This is a genomic window from Algoriphagus locisalis, from assembly GCF_900116615.1.
GTDB classification, from domain to species: Bacteria; Bacteroidota; Bacteroidia; order Cytophagales; family Cyclobacteriaceae; genus Algoriphagus; species Algoriphagus locisalis.
Genome location: NZ_FPBF01000003.1, coordinates 739,089 through 760,993, shown reverse-complemented (window position 1 = coordinate 760,993; position 21,905 = coordinate 739,089). Strand labels below are relative to the sequence as shown.

Sequence of the window (21,905 nt, the reverse complement as noted above, 5' to 3'; positions counted from 1 at the left end):
ATACCACAAATGGATAAAATGACCCTTTGGATCACTGTAGGGATGTAGCTAGGTTACAGCCTGGTTTCCTAACATTTTATTCAATTTCAGTGAAATCATTTCCCAAGGTTGATTTGACTTTATTCAGGTTGGGATAAAGGCAAAAAATTCCATTAAATTTTAAGCTTTTACTTAAGTTTGTCGTATTTAATTCAATAACGTTTGGTCAAGATTGAAATCCATGTTAAAACTTATTCTCAAACAGAGTTCGATTCTTGTCTTTTTTTGGATGATTTCCGGGGCTCTTTTTGCTCAGGACAAAGTCGAGAGAGAGCTTCGTGTGGAGGAAAAAGAAGTTCCTAAAGAGGCCAAGGATTGGCTCTATGATGCTTTCGAAACTTCAAAAAGACCAAAATGGTATCAGGAAATTTTCGAATCAGGGTATTCCTATGAAGCCAAATTCAAGTTAAAAGGTAAATTTTATAGCGTAGAATTTGACTCTTGGGGTTTGATTCAAGACGTAGAAATTGAGATAGATTTTAAAGAGCTACCAAAGGAAGTTCAAGCTGGCTTGGAGGATTATCTTCTTGATGGTTATAAAAGCTCAGATATAAAACGGATTCAAATCCAATACTCTGGAAAACCAGACGATCTGGAAGATTTTTTTGATGAAAATAGTCAAGAAGGAATTCTGACCCGCTTTGAAATAGAATTCATAGGTCCAGATGAGACTGGATCCTCGCAGCTATTTGAAGGCTTATTTTCTGAAAAGGGCTCTCTCATTTTTAAACGCAAAATAGTCTTGGTACCTAGTGAAAACCTCGTGTATTAAGATGAGAAAGTTTTACTTGACTAGTTTACTAGTGCTTCTAAGTTTGGTGACTTCTTTTGCTCAGGACCGTCAGTTTTTTACTGGATTCTTTCCCGAAGCAGCATTAACTAAAATAATTAAGAATGATCAAAAGATAATTTTTAAAATAGAGCATCAGGATATTTTCTATAACAATTCCGGCGATCAAAAAGATGAATTGCAATTCACCCACTACAGGACGGACTTGATGGGTTTTTATGATTTCAAATTGAACCCTACAAAAAGTATCGCATTTGGGGTATTTCACAGAATTCAGGAGGGGGCAAATGCCAATCGGATTATTCAGCAATTTGCCGCAGTAAACCGCCTGAGAAGATTGAAACTGGCACACCGTTTTCGGACTGATCAAACCTTCACAAAAGGTGATCCCTTAGAAATCAGGCTTCGGTACAGGCTAGCCACAGAAATCCCGCTTTCAGGGAGTACATTAGACCCTGGTGAGCATTATTTGGTTTTATCTAATGAACCTATTTTTAGTCTTCAGGGTGGGGAGTTCGAAATCGAAAATCGCTTGGTATTCTCCCTCGGTAAACTGATTGCTTCCAGTCAAAAACTAGAATGGAGTTTGGATTATCGTACCGACAAATTTATTCAGGAAGGCTTCCGAACTCGTCTATGGGCAAAGGTTGGGTATTTTTATAGCTTTTGACCTTAATTCACCCAGCCATCATTCAGTATATTCCTAGTGGTTTTATTGATGCTTTTCTCTGGGTAAGAAAGTAAACCATGCTTAAAGGTTTTGCTGGATAAGATTGATTCAGAAGATTTCAATTCAATAAAAAGAGAGTGCCAAAGAGAAATTGACAGCAGTGAAAGCCAGATTTCAGCATTGAAACTTATCCCTAAAAAAAACTTTAAAGTAATGATATACAGGGGGGGGGATGGTGATGGGTAGGCTGGGTGAATTATATGAAAATGCCAGTGTCGAGGAGAAGAAAATTATACTGAGTTCGACTTTTTCAAAAAAAATCACTTTTGCTAGCGAAATAGTTCGAACTCCCAGAGTCAACAAATTTGTTAAGCTTATCTATCTGATAAATAGTGGATTATCTTCAAAAAAGAAAGGCACAAATCCTTCAAAATCGGATTTGTGCCGTCAGGTGGAGCTGGCGAGATTCGAACTCGCGTCCAGATAAGGAAACAACGTACCTTCTACATGCTTAGTTACCTGTTGGTTTTTCGATCGAAATATGCTGGGTAACACACCTAGTTTCGACTTAGCTACTGAATCTTAAACTTGCATAATAGCATCACAAGCAGCAGTCCGATCAAGTCGACACCTCAGATCCACCCGGATCAGACAACGGGCGGTGAGATGTGGCCGGGGAATTACTCTCGTAACTCAACCCTTCAAGCGATCTATCCGATAAAGGTTAGATTAGGCAGCCATAGCGTAAGATTCTTCGCCATTTATAGTGCGTATGAATTTTTCAAGGCCGTACATACTCCAGCCTGCATGCGAGCCCGATCTTTACACTTACTGTCAAAACCGGTCAGCCCCATTTCAATTAGGTTGACAAAAGTAATGGAAAAATAGTTCCGACTTGAAGTCGGGGCAATTAAATTAAATTAGTCAGTGGTCAGTGTTCAGTTGACAGGCCTATTACTGAACACTGATCACTGAATACTGTTTCAATTTCTCTAATAATATGGTCTTCAAAATCAATTCTTTACGGAAAATCTTTTGAATAGCTCGGATTTCAGGCTTCCCGAGTATAGAGTTTTTTATATCTTGCGGTGATGGAAAATTTCGTCGTTTCGGCAAGAAAATACAGACCGGCAGATTTCAAGAGCGTAGTAGGGCAGCAGCATATCACCACTACACTACAGAATGCCATAAAAAACAATCACTTAGCTCAGGCTTTTTTGTTTTGTGGTCCACGTGGGGTGGGTAAGACTACCTGTGCACGTATCCTTGCCAAGACGATCAACTGTGAAGATCTTCAGGCAGATTTTGAAGCCTGCGGCAAATGTGAGTCTTGTGTTTCGTTCCAAAACAACAGCTCTTTCAATATCTACGAACTTGATGCTGCTTCAAATAACTCCGTAGATGATATCCGTAATTTAGTTGATCAGGTTCGATATGCTCCGCAAAAAGGGCAGTACAAAGTCTATATCATTGATGAGGTTCACATGCTTTCCAATCAGGCCTTCAATGCCTTTTTGAAAACATTAGAGGAGCCACCAAAGTATGCGATTTTCATACTCGCAACTACCGAGAAGCATAAAATTATTCCTACCATCCTTTCCCGCTGTCAGATTTTTGATTTCAATAGAATTCAGATCAAAGACATCGCAGGACATCTTCAGTATATCGCTGAAAAGGAGAAAGTTGACTATGAAGAAGAGGCGCTTCGGTTGATCGCTACCAAAGCTGACGGTGCGCTACGTGATGCGCTTTCCATGTTTGATTTGATTGTGACCTATTCCGCAGGAAAAAAGGTGACTTATCATGAGACGATTGGTAATCTTCATATTCTTGATTACGATTATTATTTCAAAGTTTTGGATGCCTTGGTCGGAGAGGATCTTTCACAAGTCTTATTGATTTTTGATGAAATCCTGAAAAAAGGCTTTGATGGACATAATTTTATTGTCGGTCTCTGTGAGCACCTGAGAGATCTCTTGGTAGCAAAAGATCCTGCAACTGTCGAATTGATAGAAGTATCCGAATCAGCCAAAGAGCGCTATTTGCAGCAGACAGAAGCGGCTTCTGCCTCCTTTTTGCTCTCTGCGCTGAACATCGCAAACCAGTGCGATATTCATTACAAGACCTCTAAAAATCAGCGGTTACACGTGGAGTTGGCTTTGATGAAAATGGCCAAACTTCCCCAAGCTTTTCGCCTATCCATGATGGCTGCGGAAGACGCAAAAAAAAAAGCCTGACAGCCCCAGTAGCTGAATCGGTAAAAGAACCCATTCCTCTTCCTACCTCAACTGGCACTGCCAAACCTAGTTTGTTGCAGAAGACTATTGCTATTCCTAAAAACCTTGGCCAAACCAAACAATTGGCTGAGCAGAAGGCGAAGGAAGAGCTGCAAAACGCCAAAACAAAAGTGTCTGAAGAAGTAGTTGAAGTGAAAGTAGAAGGGCGCGACCTAACGCAAGCGATTTTGGATGAGGTTTTTACCCAGGTAAAAGAGCATTTTCAAAAGTTAGGAAAAAGCATGGAGGTGGCAATCCTAGGTCAGGCCATGAAAATGAAGGATGGTGCTGTCGTGCTTGATGTGATGGGTCATGTGCAAGAGGAGCTTGCACTAAAAATGAAACCTGAATTAGTTAGAATAGTCCGTGAACTCGGAAATGTCAATCACTTCAGAGTAGAAATTGAAATAAAAGAAGAACTCGAATCTGAGCGGAATAAGCTCTATACAAGCACTGATAAATTCAACTTTTTAAAAGAGAAACACGCTGCTTTAGGAGAGTTTCAGCGTAGGTTTGGCTTAGAGACCGACTTCTAAAAATCCAGCGAAATCCCAAAATTTATCAGATTCTGTAGCTGAACGGCTTGCCTGGATGTTCCGTCATCTTGTTTGATAAACACCTCCTCATCATAGATTAGCACCGTTTCTATTCGTGTGGAAATGTATTTATTCACTTTCATTCGGATAACTGAATTGAAGTTAACGACCATATTCCCGAATACTTCATAATTAGAGAATAGGTTAATATCAGACTTCCATGTGATGTTTTTCATCAACTGGATATCTGTCACAGAAGCTGCAAGTGAAACTCCCGCTTCAGCACGAACGTTTTCTCCTGGCACAACCCCGAATGCACCGGCTCTACTCAGAGAATCGTCAAGTACAATGGTGAATCGTCCAGTAAAAGGTGATAGGATAACGGAAATCTTACTTTTATCCTTATATGTTTTCCTATAGTTAAGACCTGTAGAGGACTGAACATAACCAGGCGATAGTAGATCCGAAATTTTAGTACGTACTTCTACATCACTTCCAGATGGTCTGGTGTATTTATAACCTGCCAATAGCTGGGCTCTGGCATCTAGTTGTGTAGAGAGATAGAAAAACTCCGAGAGTTCTCTACCATAATTACTTACAAAATGGAAGTTGTCATTAGTTTTTCGTGTCTTGTATGACCGGTTATCTTGCCTGTTGAAGCCTAAACTAAATGTGAGTTGTGTATCCCAAACTTTGTTGTCCTTTTTGTAATTGGCAAAAAGGGTAAGACCTGAATTAAGGGCAAAAGTGCTGGATCCACCTGCTGCCCAATTGGATAACGTCACTTGTTGAATGTTCAGGTTGTAATTTCCCCCAGTCTTCCAAAAAATCTCCTTTACCGGTTCTTCTATTAGCAAGGAATCTCCCAACATTAGCAGCGTGTCCCCATTGATCAATACAGTATCAGGGATGAATTGTCTGTCCTGAGCCAAAATGGACTGGCTCAGGCAAAGTAGAAATAACCCAAAAAGGAGGAAGTACTTTGACATTTAAAAAGCTAAGGAGATTGCAAATTAGGGACGGAAAATAACCAGTTTCTGCCCAATGGATATGATGTTTTGAGTTCCGATGTTGTTCCAGCTTTTCAGCTGATTGACTGTCACTCCGTACTTTTTGCTTATCGCAAAAAGCGTTTCCCCGCTGGAGACGGTGTGTGTCAATCTAGCCGAAGATGATCCTGAATTAGTTTGATTTTCAGTTACTGGCGTAGGTTGGCTTACAGCAGGAGTCGGGTTCGAGGTTGCTACTGCCTGACGTGTGGGAGTCGGGTTAGAAAGTTTCACCATAGGAATATCCTCGCCACGCTTCCTGTGTTCTTGTAAGTTTAAGACCATTCCAGCTTTCAGATCTCTGTCTTTTCTAATTCTATTTTTAGACTTCAAAGCAGATAGCTTGATGCCGTATTTCTGAGAAATACTCCAAAGTGTTTCACCTGGCCTTACGATGTGCGTGGCAACTTCTGCACTTGCATTCTTTTTCTCCGTGTAATAATACTCTCCAGCTTCGATTCGCTCTCCTTTGTCTAAATCATTCAGCCTTCTGAATTTATTTTCCCGAATACCCACACGATCTGAGAAAGTACTTTGAGTAGTAGATTGAGCTGCTTGCACACCATCAAGGTTGTTGACTGTAATCTGATCTGGCTGAGCTGATTTGGTCGTATTACCAGCTATTCTAGGAAATGAGTTTGCTTGCTTGTAAGCAGGTGATGACGAAGTAGTGGTGGAGCCTGAACTTTGAGTGCTTGGTTTGGACTCGGTGATAATGGCTGGCTGCACAGGAAGTGAGCCATCTTTTACATATACGATAGTGTAAACTCTATCACCTGGGATTTTTCCGTTTTTTGTCCAAAGATTGTAGTCCTTCAGATGTTGTTCGGTTATTCCATATTTTTTAGCTAGAGCTGCCAAAGTGGTTGGGCCTTGTACCCGCTCCTCTACCATATATTGTCCACTGCTTGTGAGCATGGCAGTTTGGCTACCGAAAGCAACCTTATGAGCAAGGAATTTCTTAAAGTACCAGTGCGTATTTCTATCTACATCTACGATCCGCTTTCCATTGAATTGGGTGCCAAAATAAGCCTTTGCACCTCCTAGGCCCATTTGGTAGGATACCAAAGCGCACATCCAATTGTCGAAGGTATTATTATGCTTTTGTAGGTATAAAGCAGCTCCTTTGGTAGCATTGACGATGTTTTTTCTATCATCGATTTGATTATCTACACGAAGAAAAACCTCCTCAGCTGTTCCTTGCTTAAACTGCCAAAAACCAACTGCATTGGAAGTGGAAACTGCATCTCCGATCAAGCTACTTTCTTGGATTGCCAAGTATTTTAGATCCACGGGTACACCAGAATTTCTAAGTTCCCGCTCGATGACCGGCATGTAGAGATTGACACGATCTTGTTTTACTTTGAAATAGGCAGGATTTCGATATTGAGCGTCCACATCCAGCTGGATTTCCCGGCGAGCTTGGGGATTTATTCTTACGATAAGGTCAGCAAATTCTAGTTCAGCTGGAACTTGTGGTATTTGAGCCAAAGATTCATGGCCAAAAAATGCTAGTAAGATGAAAAGAAGGTAGGGGATACTGTTGATTTTCATTCGAAAAAGGCTTTCATCGTAGTTTCAGGCTCATTTTAGCAAAAATGATTCCCCTTTTCGTTTCTACTGAATTTTTCTTGCCATCATCACGCCGTCACGGATTGGCAGGAGTGCATTTTCTACCCTTGGGTCGTTTTGAACCATCCTATTAAAGTCCAAAATGGCTTGAGTGTCCTTGTCGATTTTTTGTCCTTCCTCTACTAGGATTTTACCTGACCAAAGCACATTATCTGCGAGTATAATACCACCCGGGTTCAGCTTGTCAATGATCAGATCATAATAGTTTCTATAATTGATTTTATCAGCATCAATAAAAACCATGTCGAATGGCCCAGGCAAAGTAGGGATGATTTCCAGCGCATTTCCCAGTCTGTAATCTATCTGATCTGCAAGCCCACTTTCCTCGAAAAAACCTCTGACCATCGTTTCCAATTCGTCATTGATATCCAGCGTGATTAGTTTCGAGTCTTTTCCCAGTCCTCTCGCCATGCAAATACCTGAATAGCCTGTATAAGTACCGATTTCCAGAATGGTAGTCGGGTTTTGCATTTTGGTAAAAAGCTCCAGCATTTTTCCCTGCAGATGCCCCGAAATCATACGTGGCATCATCACTTTTGCTTGGGTTTCTCGTGTTATTTTTAGAAGTAAATCGTCTTCATTTGAAGTATGGTCTTCGCAATAGGTTAAAATCGCTTCGTCTATAAATTCCATGATTATTGAGGCGTATAAGTTAGGAAAGTAAGCATGTCAGGGTTGAAAATATCTTGAGCAATATCCTGAATATCCATTGCAGTGGTGTTTTTGATCTGTGCGAAAATTTTGTCCAAAGGATCGACTTTTCCATGGTCTAGGAGACTTTTACCATAGACAAGCATCAAGGCAGAGTAGTTTTCTTCAGCCATCGCCATTTGACCAATTGCTTGCTCTTTAGCCATATGAAGCTGCAAAGTACCAAGCTTCGTGTTAGATAATTTGTTCATTTCTTTGAGTACCAGAGATTGGGCTTTTTTCAGGGTTTTTCCTTCTGTACCAAAATAGACTCCAAAGAAACCCACATCCGAAAATGGCTGATAGCTGGATTCAATGCTATAGACATAGCCATGTTTTTCGCGCAGCATCAGATTAAGACGGCTGTTCATGCTTGGACCGCCCAAAATATTATTCAAAAGATATAGTTTAAAACGGCTTGGGTCATAAAGAGAAAAAGCGGGTCTCCCAATCGCGCAAAGTGACTGACTGACGTCTCGCTCTTGGGTCTTGACTTTCGGAGTATAATTACTGAAACTACTCCTTACATATAGACTTCTCTTGGGTTGGATTTGCGAAAGAGGCCCTTCGATTCCCTGCAAAACTTTCTTAAATGGAATATTGCCCACCACTGAAAATATTAGCCTGGATGTATCCAAGCGGGTGGAAATGAAATCAAAGAAATCCTGCTGTGTAAAACTACCGACGGTTTGTTCTGTCCCGAGAATATTTCTTCCCAAGGCATGATTTTCAAACACCAACTCATCCAGCTCATCCTGAATTGCATCATCGGGAGAATCTCGGTACATGGCCATTTCTTCCAAAATAACCTGGCGCTCCTTTTCAATTTGCTTTTCCGGGAAAGTGCTGTTGAACGTGATATCGAAAAGTAACTCGGAAGCTTTTCCGTAATGTTCCTTTAAAGTGGAAGCATAGAAGCAAACTTTCTCTTTGGTCGTGTATGCATTGAGTTCTCCTCCGAGAGATTCCAATCTATTCAGGATGTGAAAGGTTTTGCGTTTTTTTGTGCCCTTGAAGGCCATGTGCTCCCAAAAATGAGCTAGACCTTCTTGTTCTTTGCTTTCGTCCCTACTTCCTATATCTAATATAAACCCGCAGTGAACTAGTCTGGTATGGGTAACTTCCTGATGGACAATCCGAATGCCGTTACTTAGTTCTTTAATGTTTAATTCCATGCTTTAATTTACCCTCTCGGTAATATACAAAGTAAAGCAGGAAAATGGTTCCAGCTGAATTTCAAACCTGATTTTCGCCTGATAATTTGTAACTTTCCAACTCAGAAACAGAAAAAATCGATGATCAGGCTTGATACAAATCTCTTGCTAGAGGCGACTATATTTATTTAGAGTTTCCTCCTGCTCGCTATCGGGTTGAAAATTGAAAAAACAATAACAATATGAAATACCAACCACTTTCCAGTGCCCTATACATCAAGAATCGTGAGAAATTTTGCTACAAACTTGCTGAAAGCAGTGTAGCGATTTTTAATTCAAACGACATCATGCCTACCAACGCTGACGGAACGATGCGCTTTCGTCAGAATAATGACTTATTCTATCTTACAGGAATAGATCAGGAGGAAACCATCTTGCTAGTTGCGCCGGATTGTCCAAACCCTAACATGCGTGAAGTGCTGTTTCTTCGAGAAACGAATGAGCATATTGCGATCTGGGAAGGTCATAAATACACCAAGGAAGAAGCTGAAGCTGCATCAGGAATTAAGAATATCCAGTGGCTAAGCAATTTTGATCAGATCTTCAATACGGTGATGGCGCTATGTGAAAACATCTACCTGAATACGAACGAGCATTTGCGGGCTGGGGTAGTTGTGGAAACGCAGGATGCGAGATTTATCAAAGAGTGCAAAGAAAAATTTCCGCTGCATACCTATCATCGGGCTGCACCGATTATGCATGAGTTGAGAGGTGTGAAGGAAAGGGAAGAAATAGATCAACTCCAGATTGCTTGTGATATTACTGAGAAAGGTTTTCGCAGAATCCTTTCTTTTGTAAAACCTGGAGTCACAGAATATGAGATCGAAGCGGAGTATCTGCATGAGTTTGTGAGAAACAGAAGTAATGGCTTTGCTTACCAGCCGATTATCGCCTCCGGAGCTTCTGCTTGTGTGCTTCATTACATAGAAAATCACAAGGCCTGTTTGGATGGCGAGATGCTGCTTATGGACGTAGGCGCAGAATATGGCAATTACAATGCAGATATGACTCGGACTATTCCGGTTAGCGGGAAATTTACGGAGAGACAACGGGCAGTGTATGATGCTGTTTTGCGTGTGCAAAAAGAAGCATCCCACATTCTAAGAATTGGTACGAATATTCAGGATTATCATAAGGAAGTTGGGCTGATCATGCAAAGTGAATTAGTGGGATTGGGTTTGATAGACCAGACGGATATCAAAAATCAAGATCCAGCCTGGCCAGCTTACAAAAAGTATTTCATGCATGGTACTTCCCATCATTTGGGATTAGATGTTCATGATGTGGGAACAATGCATGGACCGATCAAACCAGGAATGGTATTTACAGTCGAACCGGGAATCTACATCCAGGAAGAAGGTTTGGGAATTCGATTGGAGAATAACATAGTGATCCAAGAAGGCAAAGGCTATTTTGATCTCATGCGAAATATACCTGTGGAAGCTGAAGAGATCGAAGAGCTGATGAATAGCTAAGAAGTTAAAGTTCCCCTAAAACGAAAAAAAGCTTTACCTGTCGATGGTAAAGCTTCTTTGTTTTCAATATATGGAATTAATCATTTGGATAAGGAACGTAAACAAAACTTGTAAAAGCTCCATCCATCACAAACAAGCAGCAGAATTCATCCGGATCTTTGTATGCTTTTTGGAACTCAGGAAGTGATTCTTCGGAGATCAGTTTTCGTTGAACAAATTCATCCACATAGGTCATAAAGTAGTTCCAGTCCAGCCCTTTTTCCTCTTTTCCCACAAAGATTTTTCCGATTGGCTGCATATCTTTTGAGATAGGGAAAATAGGATAATCAGAGAATTTCCGAGTTCTGATTTGATACGATGCTTCCTTCAAAGCATCTGATATTTTTATAAAATCACTGGTAATTGTACCTAAGTATTTCCCGCTTAATTCTGGATCGTTGAAATCTGAAATCATGATTTTAGAGTTAAGAGTACGACATTTTCTACATGGTAAGTTTGTGGAAACATATCCACTGGCTGCACTTTTTCCACTTTATATTTTTCGCTCAACAACGCTACATCTCTAGCCTGAGTGGCAGGATTGCATGATACGTACACAATCTTCGGTGCATTCAATCTCAAAAGCATCTGCACTACTTTCTCATCCATTCCGGCGCGTGGTGGATCGGTGATGATCAAGTCCGGTGCGGCATGATTGTCAATGAATTCATCGTTCAGCATATCTTTCATATCTCCGGCATAGAATAGCGTATTGTCTAATCCGTTGATTTGAGAGTTCAGCTTCGCATCTTCGATCGCAGCTGGTACATACTCGATGCCGATGACCTGCTTAGCTTGCTTTGCAACGAAATTGGCAATAGTTCCAGTTCCAGTATATAGGTCATAGACCACTTCATCTCCTTGCAAATTGGCAAAATCACGAGCGACTTTGTATAGCTCGTATGCTTGCTCGGAGTTTGTTTGATAGAAAGACTTTGGTCCAATACGGAATTTCAATCCCTCCATTTCTTCTTCGATAAAGTCTTTTCCGGCAAAAGTGACTAGTTCCAAATCATGGAATGTCTCATTTCCTTTGGTATTGATCACATATAAGAGTGAGGTGATTTCCGGAAATTTCTCATTTAAGAACTCCATCACTTTTTGAATTCCTTCCGGATCATTTTCTCCAAACTGAACGATAACCATGGATTGGTCAGTGCTCGTGGTTCGGATTATTAGATTTCGAAGTAGTCCAACTTGGTTTCTAATGTCATAGAAACTCAAATGATTGGCTAGCGCAAAAGCTCTCAACTCATTTCTGACATCATTAGAGATACTTCCTTGAAGGTAGCAGTGATCCACGTCGATGATTTTGTCAAACATCTTCGGGATATGAAAACCGAGTGCATTTCTGTCAAACTCTTCTCCCGTGTGGATTTGCTCTATGGTCAACCATTTCTTATTAGAGAAGGTAAAATCAAGCTTATTTCTATAATAACGTGTTTTTTCAGATCCTAGAGTTGGTAGCACTTCTGGTATTTCAACTTTAGCGATTCGTTGGAACTGATCTAAAACCTGCTGACGCTTGTAGGTTTTCTGCAAGTCATAATTTATATGTTGCCACTTACAGCCGCCGCATGTGCCAAAGTGCGAGCAGAAAGGCTCAATTCTTTCTTTGGAATACTCATGGAATTTCACCGGTTCGCCTTCCATAAAAGAGCTTTTTCCCTTGGTGATTCTTACATCTACCACATCTCCAGGAGCAACGCCCGTTACAAAAACCACTTTTTCTTCATGATGTCCCAAGCATTTTCCCTCCGAAGCTATACGCTCGATAAGGAGATTGGTAATCACTTTATTTTTCATTTTTCGCGACATGGGCGCAAAATTAGGGAAATTTGACCGTAATAATGAGTGCAAAATCTAACTTGGAATCTATATCGTTCATATTTATAACCATCGGCTAAAAAATATTCTCTTAGAAAACTTTAAAATCGAAATTTTGGTTAAGACTTGTTCCGGTAGCAAAATTGCCAATTGGTTGAGCTTTTGATATAAATCAATTTTAGATGGTTTTCGTTACTCGAACTTGAAATTTGAAAATCACAAATTGAGTATCTTTGCACAATCAATGAAAAAAGATAGCCTAAAAGATAAAGTTGTAATCATCACCGGAGCTTCCTCAGGAATTGGCGCATCTTGCGCTTTAGCTTTTGGTAAATCAGGTGCTAAAATCGTAATTACAGGGAGATACCTAGCTAAACTGAATGCTGTCAAAGCGAAGTTAGAAGCGGAGGGCATAACTGTATTGGCAATTTCCGCTGATGCTGGTGTGATCGCGGACAATGAGCGAATGGCAGAGATTGTTTTGTCTGAATTTGGGAAAATTGACATTCTGATTAATAATGCGGGAATAACCATGCGGGCATTATTTGAAAATCTTGATTTAGAGGTGTTTCATAAAGTCATGGATACAAATTTCTGGGGAGCTGTCTATGCCACCAAAGTATGCTTACCGTCAATCCTTGAGACTAAAGGTACTGTGATCGGGATTTCTTCCGTCAACGGATTTCGTGGTACGCCCGCTCGAACTGCCTATACAGCAAGTAAATACGCGATGAATGGTTTTTTCGAATCTCTTCGAACTGAAGTGATGAAAAAGGGAGTACATGTGTTGGTGGCCTGCCCGGGATTTACCGCTTCCAATATTCGTAAAAACGCACTCACAGCTCATGGTTCCGTCCAAGGCGATTCTCCTAGGGATGAATCCAAAATGATGAGTTCTGAAGAAGTGGCGGAGGAAATATTGAATGCTACATTGAAAAGAAAGCGTGATTTGACTCTCACTACCCAAGGAAAGTTGTTGAAGTTTCTTAATAAATGGATGCCTGGTCGATTGGATCATATTGTCTATAATCAGATGGCAAAGGAAAAAGACTCACCTTTCCATTAAATGCCAGAGTCAATCTTTCAGACTTACCGAAATCGCCTCGTCGATCTATCTTCCAAGAATAGGTCACTTTATTTACCAAAGGCAGAAGGTTTCGGTGTTGTTGATCTGAAAGAAGTAGATTTTTTAAATGGAGAAAATAGCTTTGAAATAATCAAAAAGGCTATTTCTTCTAAGAAGCCAATCACATTATTACCAGAATCTGATCCTCGCCTCGCTGGAGTAAATACTCTTTCGAAAATATTTTCCAGGCTTTCATTTCGTGATCAATTGACCCAGGAAGAGACTGGAGAGAAGTCCTTGTTTCTTGGTTGGCCATATGTAGAAGGGAAGTTAATCAACGGTCAGGTCCTTCGAGCGCCAATATTGCTTTTGGGGGTAAAGTTGCATCTTGAAAATGGGCATTGGATACTCTCAAAAACAGACGATTGGCAATGGAACCCTGCGTTTCTTTTGGCCTATAGTCATGCCTATGGAAAATCGCTAGATGCTGAACTTTTAAATCAAGAAGTACAAGAATTAATTGCTGATCCAACCGAATTCCGAACTGATCTTTGTAAAATTCTCAACGATAATTTCTCTATTCAGCTAAGTTCATCATTATTTGAAGATCAATTAGCTCAGTTTCCTACTTCCCAACTGAGTTTGGATTCAGGTACGTTTCAAGATGGGAAGTTGGCGTTGAAGAGTTATGCTCTCTTAGGTTTATTTGCTCAGAAAGGAAGTTTTCTGTTTACTGATTATGAAAATCTAGAAAAGGAATTTGGTGAGCTGAGTCTGGAGGAGTTGTTTACAAAGCATTTTGCAAGTGATGAAAGTCAACCTATTCCTAGAGAAGAGCAGCTTTTTCCGGTTTTCCCGTTGGATGCTTCTCAGGAAAATATTCTGGTGAAAGTTCGACAAGGAAAGAGCCTCGTGGTAGAAGGCCCGCCGGGTACTGGCAAGTCCCAATTGATTGCAAATCTGGTTTCTGACTATTGTTCTCGAGGGAAAAAAGTGTTGGTGGTTTCCCAAAAGCGTGCTGCGCTTGATGTGGTTTTTGAGCGATTGAGTAAAGAAGGTTTTGGTGATTTCTTAGGGCTGGTTCATGATTTCCGGGCCGATCAAAAAATCCTATTTCAAAAGCTAAAAGCTCAAATAGAAGGTATAGAGACCTATCAGGAGCAAAATAGAGGAATTGATTCCATTCAGTTGGAGCGAGAGGTTTCGCAGTATTCTAAGACGATTTCCAGACTTTCGGAGAAGTTTGAGATGTTTCGAATGGCGCTTTTTGAGACAGAAACAGCTGGCATTCCAATAAAAGCAATGTATCTGAATGCTGATCTCCAAAAGCCATTCTTCGAGCATTCGGATTTAATAAAGCTGAATTATGAGCGTGCTCAGGATGTTGAGAAATGGTATAAAATCCACCATTCTTACCATTCTCAGTTTAAGTATACATTTTGGGAAAGCCGTGTTTCTTTTGCCCATTTTGAACCAGCAGTTTTTTCCAGAATTTCCCAAAGTATAAAAGAGATAACTGAATTCAGATCAAATTCAAGAACTGATAAACTGCCAGATTTAGCACAGGTGATTTTAGAAAATGGTAATTTTTCGGATCAGGTGGAGGGATTGAAATCATCCTTGGGTCAGATTGAAAAGTCAGATTTAGCTATTTCATCCATTTTTGATTCAAAGCTTTTATCAAGCATGCTTAAAATTCAGAAATGGCTTTTGGTTGTTATGGAAAAGCTTCAGCATCTGGAATTGGGAATTGATGCCAAACCAGAACACCTATCAAATTTGGAAGCAGAACTTGATTTGTTGAAACCAAAAGCCAGTTCCTGGTTAGGGAAAATTCAAGCAAATCTGAGTAAAAGTAAGTTTCCGTTGACCTTCGAAATCCTAAGTAAATCTAATTTGAAGTTTGACTCAGATTCGGTTTCTAGGATTCAGAATGAAGTGGAGGTTTTGCAAGGTCTAAGCATTGAACTTTCTGAACTTCCAACGATTGAAGGATTGGAGTTTACAGCGCTTTCAGTTGATACTTTTGAAAGGCAACTCGCACTTATTAACGCTGCTTTGGAGTGGGTTTCTCGATGGAAAAAGCAGCAGGATATTCATGCCTTAACTGATTGGAATTTAATTGATTTCAGACTTCAGCTCAGCGATATTACTGAGCTGTCCAGATCATTTTCATCCCAAAAGAACAATTGGAAAGCTTATTTGAGTGATGCACAGATTTTAGAAATTCTACAAAATGGATTTGCAGGAGATAAGCTCGATTTCCAGACTAATCAGATATTTTCGGAATTGGTTGCCTTTGATCGGTTTTTAGTGACCGTAGACCAATTTTCAATTTCTATTTTTAAAAAGCTGGAAGTTGACTTTCCCGATTTGACTTTGGATGATCAGGTTTTGGTATTTTGGAATTCATGGTATTTGGCTTGGATAGCTCATTTGGAAGCTAAGAATCCGGTTTTGTCCGAAGCTGGAAGCCTTAAGATGCATCATGAGTTGTCCGAATTGAAAACTGCAATTCTGGAAAAACGGAAGATTTCCAAGCATATGGCTTTGCTTAGACTTAGAGAGCAAGTCGTGAGCGACTTGGAGTTTAATCGTCTGGGTAATCGTTTGACGTATCGGGATTTGCTTCATCAGGTAAGTAAAAAGCGTCAGCGCTGGCCGATTAGGAAATTGGTGGAGGAAATGGGGGATGAGGTTTTTCGATTGTTGCCTTGTTGGTTTGCTAGTCCAGAAACTGTTTCTGCCTTATTTCCTCTTGGTCAGAAATTCGACTTGGTGATTTTCGATGAAGCTTCCCAGTGTCAGGTGGAGCGAGGATTACCTGCGATGCTTCGAGGGAAGCAGGTGGTGGTCGCAGGAGATTCAAAACAACTTAGACCTTCGGATTTCTATCAGGTGAAGTGGGAATCGGATGAAGAAGGATTGGAATATGAAGCGGAGTCGCTGTTGGAATTGGCTGGGAATTTCTTTGAAAAACATCAGTTAAAAGGTCATTACCGCTCAGCTGATCCTGCTTTGATCCATTTTTCAAATACTCATTTTTACGACAATCAATTGGAGACACTTCCTGATTATGTTACTTCATTAGCTGGAAAACCTGCTTTCACTTGGCAGAAAGTGGAGGGTATGTGGTCAAATCAGGTAAATAAAATGGAGGCCGATGAAGTTGTTTTGAGAGTTGAATCTATACTGAATTCCAGTCCATCAGACACTGTCGGGATAGTGACTGGGAATTATTTCCAGATGGAATTGATCCGTGAAAAACTTTGGAAAGCTGGTTTTCAGGACACAGTTATTAAAGTGCGTAATATCGAAAATGTGCAGGGTGATGAGTTTGATCAGGTGATTTTATCCCTTGGCTATGCACCAAATCCTGAAGGGAAGTTGATTACTAATTTTGGGCTTTTGGGTAAGTCAGGTGCTGAAAATCGATTGAATGTAGCTATCACTAGGTCTCGGAGGCTGATGCATGTGATTTCAAGCATTGAACCTGCTGATTTCCGGCCAAGTCAACTTAAAAATCCTGGTTTAGAATTGTTGAGAGAATTCTTGGCTTTTGTCAAAGATCAAAGTAAAAACCCTTTTATTTCCGTTCCTGATGGCAAAGTTGAAGGCTATAAGATTGATTGGAGTTTAAAGAATAAACTGCTGAAGTCTGAGACTTCTTATTCAGGAGAAATTCCTTCGGCTGTGATGGATTTGATTTTCAAAGAGTCTAGCGAGGTTCAAGAGGCGATTTTGACGGATGATCAGCGATTTTTTAATGCTTCTACTGCAAAAGCGGCTTTAGCTTATCATCCTATTCTGCTTGAGCAAAAGGGGTGGGGTTATAAATGGAAGTGGAGTAGAGGTTCTTTTATAAGTGATTGATACATTTTGAATGATAATTCATTCGTTAAGTAATTATTATACTTATAATGAGTGATTTATCATTCATTTATATATTTAATGTTTGTGTTATAATTCATTCATTAAGTCGTATATTTGTTTGTAGTGAATGATATTTAAGTCATGGATTATAATCAATTAAGCGATTTAGCAGTTCTGCAAAAGCTAGGAGACTTTGTCAAGCATCACCGCATGGCTCAAAATAAGTCCCAAGAGCAACTCTCGCATGCTGCGGGGATAAGCCGGTCCACACTGAGTCTATTAGAGCGTGGTGAAAAAGTCAATCTGATTACTCTGATACAGGTGCTTCGGGTGTTGGATCAATTACAATGGTTGGAATCATTTGAAATCAAGTCTGTAATAAGTCCAATGACTTATATTAAACTTCAAAAGAAGCATGAAAAGCAGCGGATTCGTAATTCTGATATGGCCGCCGAAAAACCTCCATTAGAGTGGTAAATGCTGCCGAAATCTGGATTTGGGATAAGCTAGTCGGAGCGGTACTTTGGAACGAGTCGGAGCAGCTTGGCAGTTTTGAATTCAATCAGAATTTTCTCAGCTCGGGTTTAGATATTTCCCCTGTGAAAATGCCATTGGAACAGGGGACTAGAGTTTATGGGTTTCCTGAGTTGCGAAAATCAAGGGGAGATGCTTTTGATACGTTTAAAGGGCTGCCGGGATTACTTGCAGATATGCTTCCCGATAAATATGGTAATCAGCTCATCAATGCCTGGCTCGCCAAAAATGGGAGGCCAGCGGATAGTCTTAATCCTGTTGAACAGCTTTGCTTTATCGGAAAAAGGGGCGTGGGTGCTCTGGAAATCAGGCCTTCATTTCGTGAGGAAGCTATCAAGCCAAGTACTTTGGAAATCGACAGCCTAGTCAATATCGCTGGGAAAATTCTCAATGCAAGAGAGGGTTTTCAGTCTAATCTGAGTGTTGACGAGCAATCTGCTCTGTCAGATATCCTAAAAATAGGTACGTCGGCAGGCGGTGCCCGTGCCAAAGCGGTAATTGCTTTTAATCCCAAGACAGGAGAAGTAAAAAGCGGTCAGGTGAAAGCTCCCAAGGGTTTTTCGTATTGGATTATCAAATTTGACGGGGTTCATGATTCGCAGTTTGGAGTGACCGTAGGCTATGGGAGAGTGGAAATGGCATATTACCTGATGGCATTGGAGGCTGGGATTGATATGAATGAATGTCGGATTTTGGAAGAAAATGGGAGAGCTCATTTTATGACCAAGCGATTTGACCGAAGCGATGACGGTCAGAAAATCCATATGCAAAGCTTGTGTGGTTTGCGGCATTTTGATTTCAATCAAGTGGGCTATTACAGTTACGAGCAGATTTTTGAGACCATGCGGATGTTGCGACTATCTTATCCTGAAGCAGAGCAGATGTTTGCACGGATGGTGTTTAATGTGCTAGCAAGAAACTGTGATGACCACACAAAGAACTTTGCTTTCCTGATGGGGAAAGATGGCAAATGGAAGCTTTCTCCTGCTTATGATATCTGCTATGCTTATAGACTCGGTAGTATGTGGGTAAGTGCGCAATCATTGATGGTAAATGGAAAGAGAGAAGGAATTGAAGATTCTGATTTTTTGGAGGTAGCGAGAAAAATGAATATCAAAAAGCCTGAAGAAAAGATAGAAAAAGTAAAGTTAGCAGTTAGAAAGTGGGATGATTTTGCTGAGCAAGTGGGAGTTGATCCAATTTTAAAAGACAGTATTGCAGCTACGCTTTTGGCTTGAAACAGGGCTATAGTCTCGCCATCCAACGTGCCAATTGCACTTCATGGACTAAATAGTATCCTTCGTCTTTTACTACCAGCTCCAGTCTTTCCAGAGCTTTCAATGCAGTGCTTACGGTACTTGCTGCCCCTAGATTATGTTTTTGAATAAAGTCTTTACTTAAGGGATTTTGTAGTGGTTCCTCTTTGGCAACCGCCCGAAAGATATTCCATTGAGCTCGTGTGAGCATCTTTTGGAAATTGGCAAAAACGGCCTGTTGCTGGGTCAGAATCTGATCAAAAACCACATCCACATCTGAAAGACTTACTTTTTTGTAGTTCGCAAAAAGATGATTGCAGACTAATTGCACGGTGTAGGTCTGCCCACGGCTCCATGTATAAATCTTCTCGATTGAATCAGCTTCGATGGATTTTTTTGCGGCTTGAAAGTGCTCAGTTATAAATTTTGTATAAGCTTCCAAAGCGATGGGCTGAAGGGATTCTAACTGCGAACTTTGATAGAAAGGTCGCTTCTTCTCAGTAAATATCGCTTCCATCAGCGTGCGATGACTGCCGCTGAAGATAAACCTGACTTCAGGAATCTGCTGTACCCAGGTGCGGAAAATAGCTTCGGCATTTGCCCCTTCGTAATCAGCGATCTGCTGGAACTCATCGATGGCGATGACTATTCTCTTTTTGCGGGAAAGCAGAAAATCTCCAAGTGCTTTTAGTGATTGGCCTGGCTGCTCGGATTTATTAATGCCAATGCTTATTTCCGGCAATCCGGATAAAGCATTGAAACTTATCGTAGCTCCTATAGATGCCAAGAGCTTTTGTATGCTTGCGCTTATTCCAGCAGTGGTCCTGCCATATTTTTCATAGATAGCTGAGGCGATGGATTGTATGGCTTCATCTATATTTTGAGTTGCAAGCAGATCGATATAGATCGTTTCGCAACCTTTGGAAGTTTCTAATTCCTCAAAAAAACGATGGATTAGGGCTGATTTACCTAGTCTTCTCCATGCGTAAAGCACTACATTTCTATCATTTTCTATATGAGAAATGAGTATTTTCAGATCATTTTCCCGATCACAGAAATAGTCTTTTCCTTGATAAGTATTGATCACGAAGGGATTGAAAGGTTCTTTCATAATAATTACATCATTGATTACGCAAAGTGCGTTACGTAAATAACGTTACGTAAATTACGTAATAAATTCTTGAATTAACTACTAATCACCAGCTTTTTAGAATGAGTCCTAAAATCCAAAAGGATTGTCTGGAGAATTAGGGATTTTCAGGGATAGTCCAAGTTCTGAGTTTAGCAGTTTGATGAAATGTTCTGCAAGAAGAGGCGATTCCTTTTCGATGTTTTGGTGAATGAAAAAGTAAAGTTTTTGAAGGCCATGAGATCTCCAGACTTTGATTCTTTCAACCCAATCTTCAAGTCGGGAGTAATCACTTTTATGATTTGCGCCAACATATCGGATGAAAGCGGCATCATTAGACAGACGCATATGAAGCATGTCCCTTCGAGCTGCGGCGTCCACGATGATATTTGTGATATTATTTTTCTTTAGAATATCGAAATAAGCATCGAAGACTTCTCCTTTGAACCAATCTTCATTACGAACCTCGATTGCCAGCGGAACTCCTTTGGGGAAATTCTGCGCAAAACTTTCTACCCGATCAATAAATTTTGGTTTGAAATTGTCAATCATTTGTAGGAAGACCATGCCGAGTTTTTCTTCAAACATACTTACCGAGTCAGCAAAATCTTCAGTCAAATTCTTAACATCATTAAGTCTGCGATAGTGACTTACAGACTGAGGAATTTTTGGAAAGAACTTAAAGTCTTCTGGAGTTTTCTCTTTCCATTGCACAACCTGATTTTTGTCGGGTGAGTTGTAAAAAGTCGCATTGAGCTCAATAGAATTAAACTGCCTTGAATAATATGTCAACTCATCTTTTGTGCCTCTTGGATAGAAACCTTTAAGATCAGCTTTGTTCCATTTGGCACATCCCACGTAAACTTCAAATGGAGCATCGCTCTTATATTTCTTAAGTGTCTCAGCCGTATCTGGATGATCAGGTGGTAAGGCGAAGTCAATTTTCTCAGGGTGTTCAGTTCTGCCAAATTTCATAGTTGGTAAGTTTGAGTTTAATTATCTCAAATATACCCGACCATCTTATATACCAAAATCCCAATCCATTCCTTCGACAGTTTGTGCCAGTTTTCAATGGAAGAAGGGCCTGGATATAAAAATGCTGGAAGATCATATTTTGTATCGTGGCTATAGTAATCTGTAGGAAATGTTTCTGTTTTCAACCCAACTTTGTCGAAGCAGCCTTTCGCTCGATACATGTGAAAAGCTGAGGTGATTAATAGAAATTCTTGATTAGTATCGATTCCCTTTGTAACAAAAAAATCCTTAGTAAATGCTGCGTTTTGCGCAGTGTTTTTCGATTGATCTTCGATCATGATGTCCTCTGCGGGAACTCCTGTCATAATTAGAAAACGCTGTAAAAGCTCAGCTTCCGATTGGGGATTGACAGGGTTTAAGCCTTGTCCACCGGTGATGAGTATTTTTTTGATTTTGCCCATGCGATATAGCTGCAAGGCATGGGTAATCCTGTCAGCGCCTTTGTTGAAGAAAGTGCGGTCATATGCGGTTTTGCTTAAGTTCGTTACCCCCGTAAGTACTATGCCGATTTCATGGTTTTTGATTTCGGAAAACTCCTTGAAATCGGGTTCCCAAGCTAGCATGGCTTGATTGGAGATAAACTGATTGGAAAAAAACCAGAGTAAAATCAAACCAATCCAAAGACATCTTTTCCCCCATTTTCTCTTGATGTAGAGCAGTCCAAAAACCCATAAAAGTGAGATAATTGTTAGCGGCATAGCCAAAAAGCTCAGAAATTGGGAGAAATAGAAAAACATGAAGGTGATTTGGTATTTGCTGTAAAGAAAAGAGGGAA

The 21,905-nt window shown here is 40.4% G+C and carries 18 protein-coding genes and 1 other RNA gene; 9 read left to right on the top strand and 10 right to left on the bottom strand.

Annotated features, from left to right (window positions below; genetic code table 11):
- Window positions 1-220: 220 nt before the first annotated feature.
- Complete coding sequence (locus BM386_RS12175) at window positions 221-811, top strand: hypothetical protein (protein ID WP_091694392.1); 591 nt, start codon at window positions 221-223, stop codon at window positions 809-811.
- A 1-nt stretch (window position 812) separates the two neighbouring features.
- Window positions 813-1,499: a DUF2490 domain-containing protein gene (locus tag BM386_RS12170; RefSeq protein WP_091694389.1), complete on the top strand. Its 687-nt coding sequence runs from the start codon at window positions 813-815 to the stop codon at window positions 1,497-1,499.
- Window positions 1,500-1,948: 449 nt separating this feature from the next.
- Here the strand turns inward: BM386_RS12170 and ssrA are convergent.
- Window positions 1,949-2,351, bottom strand: a transfer-messenger RNA (tmRNA) gene (gene ssrA, locus BM386_RS12165).
- A 239-nt stretch (window positions 2,352-2,590) separates the two neighbouring features.
- Here ssrA and BM386_RS12160 point away from each other — a divergent pair.
- Both BM386_RS12160 and BM386_RS12155 read left to right on the top strand, forming a co-directional pair.
- Window positions 2,591-3,736 carry a DNA polymerase III subunit gamma/tau gene (locus tag BM386_RS12160; RefSeq protein WP_091694386.1) on the top strand — a complete coding sequence of 382 codons (1,146 nt, stop codon included), beginning with the start codon at window positions 2,591-2,593 and terminating at the stop codon, window positions 3,734-3,736.
- Window positions 3,737-3,810: 74 nt separating this feature from the next.
- Window positions 3,811-4,311, top strand: a complete 501-nt coding sequence (locus BM386_RS12155) for a hypothetical protein (protein WP_139235897.1) — start codon at window positions 3,811-3,813, stop codon at window positions 4,309-4,311.
- Here BM386_RS12155 and BM386_RS12150 read toward each other — a convergent pair.
- The 4 genes from BM386_RS12150 to BM386_RS12135 form a co-directional block, all read right to left on the bottom strand.
- Entirely contained in the window at window positions 4,308-5,300 is a 993-nt protein-coding gene (locus BM386_RS12150) for a DUF3078 domain-containing protein (RefSeq protein ID WP_091694381.1), read from the bottom strand. The genes BM386_RS12155 and BM386_RS12150 overlap by 4 nt on opposite strands.
- A gap of 24 nt (window positions 5,301-5,324) precedes the next feature.
- Entirely contained in the window at window positions 5,325-6,914 is a 1,590-nt protein-coding gene (locus BM386_RS12145) for a LysM peptidoglycan-binding domain-containing protein (RefSeq protein ID WP_091694378.1), read from the bottom strand.
- Between the two features lie 63 nt (window positions 6,915-6,977).
- Entirely contained in the window at window positions 6,978-7,625 is a 648-nt protein-coding gene (locus tag BM386_RS12140; protein ID WP_091694376.1) for an O-methyltransferase, read from the bottom strand.
- A 2-nt stretch (window positions 7,626-7,627) separates the two neighbouring features.
- Window positions 7,628-8,857 (bottom strand): M16 family metallopeptidase, encoded by a 1,230-nt coding sequence (locus BM386_RS12135; protein WP_091694373.1) that lies wholly within the window; start codon window positions 8,855-8,857, stop codon window positions 7,628-7,630.
- A 221-nt stretch (window positions 8,858-9,078) separates the two neighbouring features.
- On the opposite strand from BM386_RS12135, the gene BM386_RS12130 reads away from it, so the two are divergent.
- Window positions 9,079-10,371 (top strand): aminopeptidase P family protein, encoded by a 1,293-nt coding sequence (locus BM386_RS12130; protein WP_091694370.1) that lies wholly within the window; start codon window positions 9,079-9,081, stop codon window positions 10,369-10,371.
- Between the two features lie 76 nt (window positions 10,372-10,447).
- Here BM386_RS12130 and BM386_RS12125 read toward each other — a convergent pair whose 3' ends face one another.
- Window positions 10,448-10,825 (bottom strand): hypothetical protein, encoded by a 378-nt coding sequence (locus tag BM386_RS12125; protein ID WP_091694368.1) that lies wholly within the window; start codon window positions 10,823-10,825, stop codon window positions 10,448-10,450.
- On the bottom strand, window positions 10,822-12,228 hold the full coding sequence (gene rlmD, locus BM386_RS12120) for a 23S rRNA (uracil(1939)-C(5))-methyltransferase RlmD (protein WP_091694366.1): 1,407 nt from the start codon (window positions 12,226-12,228) through the stop codon (window positions 10,822-10,824). Before rlmD ends, BM386_RS12125 begins: the two co-directional genes overlap by 4 nt.
- Window positions 12,229-12,481: 253 nt before the next feature.
- Between rlmD and BM386_RS12115 the strand changes: the two genes are divergently transcribed.
- The 4 genes from BM386_RS12115 (at window position 12,482) to BM386_RS12100 (ending at window position 18,948) form a co-directional block, all read left to right on the top strand.
- Window positions 12,482-13,303, top strand: coding sequence for an SDR family oxidoreductase (locus BM386_RS12115; protein ID WP_091694363.1), 822 nt, complete (start codon window positions 12,482-12,484; stop codon window positions 13,301-13,303).
- A complete protein-coding gene (locus tag BM386_RS12110; RefSeq protein ID WP_091694361.1) occupies window positions 13,304-17,176 on the top strand; it encodes an AAA domain-containing protein in 3,873 nt (1,290 codons plus the stop codon).
- Between the two features lie 141 nt (window positions 17,177-17,317).
- A complete protein-coding gene (locus tag BM386_RS12105; protein ID WP_091694358.1) occupies window positions 17,318-17,653 on the top strand; it encodes a helix-turn-helix domain-containing protein in 336 nt (111 codons plus the stop codon).
- Window positions 17,647-18,948, top strand: coding sequence for a type II toxin-antitoxin system HipA family toxin (locus BM386_RS12100; RefSeq protein WP_091694356.1), 1,302 nt, complete (start codon window positions 17,647-17,649; stop codon window positions 18,946-18,948). The genes BM386_RS12105 and BM386_RS12100 overlap by 7 nt, the downstream gene beginning before the upstream one ends.
- A gap of 7 nt (window positions 18,949-18,955) precedes the next feature.
- On the opposite strand, the gene BM386_RS12095 is transcribed toward BM386_RS12100, so the two are convergent.
- From BM386_RS12095 to BM386_RS12085, 3 genes are all read right to left on the bottom strand, one after another.
- The gene (locus BM386_RS12095) at window positions 18,956-20,077 is read right to left on the bottom strand and encodes an AAA family ATPase (RefSeq protein ID WP_091694353.1); all 1,122 of its coding nucleotides are present in this window, start codon (window positions 20,075-20,077) and stop codon (window positions 18,956-18,958) included.
- 108 nt (window positions 20,078-20,185) lie between these two features.
- Window positions 20,186-21,070, bottom strand: a complete 885-nt coding sequence (locus BM386_RS12090; RefSeq protein WP_091694351.1) for a DUF72 domain-containing protein — start codon at window positions 21,068-21,070, stop codon at window positions 20,186-20,188.
- A 26-nt stretch (window positions 21,071-21,096) separates the two neighbouring features.
- On the bottom strand, window positions 21,097-21,867 hold the full coding sequence (locus BM386_RS12085; protein ID WP_091694348.1) for a YdcF family protein: 771 nt from the start codon (window positions 21,865-21,867) through the stop codon (window positions 21,097-21,099).
- Between the last annotated feature and the right edge of the window lie 38 nt (window positions 21,868-21,905).

Bases quoted from the DNA above. Each gene is read 5' to 3' on its own strand.
- BM386_RS12145 (WP_091694378.1), bottom strand. From the start codon at position 6,914: ATGAAAATCAACAGTATCCCCTACCTTCTTTTCATCTTACTAGCATTT.
- BM386_RS12135 (WP_091694373.1), bottom strand. From the start codon at position 8,857: ATGGAATTAAACATTAAAGAACTAAGTAACGGCATTCGGATTGTCCAT.
- BM386_RS12095 (WP_091694353.1), bottom strand. From the start codon at position 20,077: ATGAAAGAACCTTTCAATCCCTTCGTGATCAATACTTATCAAGGAAAA.
- BM386_RS12150 (WP_091694381.1), bottom strand. From the start codon at position 5,300: ATGTCAAAGTACTTCCTCCTTTTTGGGTTATTTCTACTTTGCCTGAGC.
- BM386_RS12125 (WP_091694368.1), bottom strand. From the start codon at position 10,825: ATGATTTCAGATTTCAACGATCCAGAATTAAGCGGGAAATACTTAGGT.
- BM386_RS12140 (WP_091694376.1), bottom strand. From the start codon at position 7,625: ATGGAATTTATAGACGAAGCGATTTTAACCTATTGCGAAGACCATACT.
- BM386_RS12160 (WP_091694386.1), top strand. From the start codon at position 2,591: ATGGAAAATTTCGTCGTTTCGGCAAGAAAATACAGACCGGCAGATTTC.
- BM386_RS12110 (WP_091694361.1), top strand. From the start codon at position 13,304: ATGCCAGAGTCAATCTTTCAGACTTACCGAAATCGCCTCGTCGATCTA.
- rlmD (WP_091694366.1), bottom strand. From the start codon at position 12,228: ATGTCGCGAAAAATGAAAAATAAAGTGATTACCAATCTCCTTATCGAG.
- BM386_RS12090 (WP_091694351.1), bottom strand. From the start codon at position 21,070: ATGAAATTTGGCAGAACTGAACACCCTGAGAAAATTGACTTCGCCTTA.
- BM386_RS12115 (WP_091694363.1), top strand. From the start codon at position 12,482: ATGAAAAAAGATAGCCTAAAAGATAAAGTTGTAATCATCACCGGAGCT.
- BM386_RS12105 (WP_091694358.1), top strand. From the start codon at position 17,318: ATGGATTATAATCAATTAAGCGATTTAGCAGTTCTGCAAAAGCTAGGA.
- BM386_RS12175 (WP_091694392.1), top strand. From the start codon at position 221: ATGTTAAAACTTATTCTCAAACAGAGTTCGATTCTTGTCTTTTTTTGG.
- BM386_RS12130 (WP_091694370.1), top strand. From the start codon at position 9,079: ATGAAATACCAACCACTTTCCAGTGCCCTATACATCAAGAATCGTGAG.
- BM386_RS12085 (WP_091694348.1), bottom strand. From the start codon at position 21,867: ATGTTTTTCTATTTCTCCCAATTTCTGAGCTTTTTGGCTATGCCGCTA.
- BM386_RS12170 (WP_091694389.1), top strand. From the start codon at position 813: ATGAGAAAGTTTTACTTGACTAGTTTACTAGTGCTTCTAAGTTTGGTG.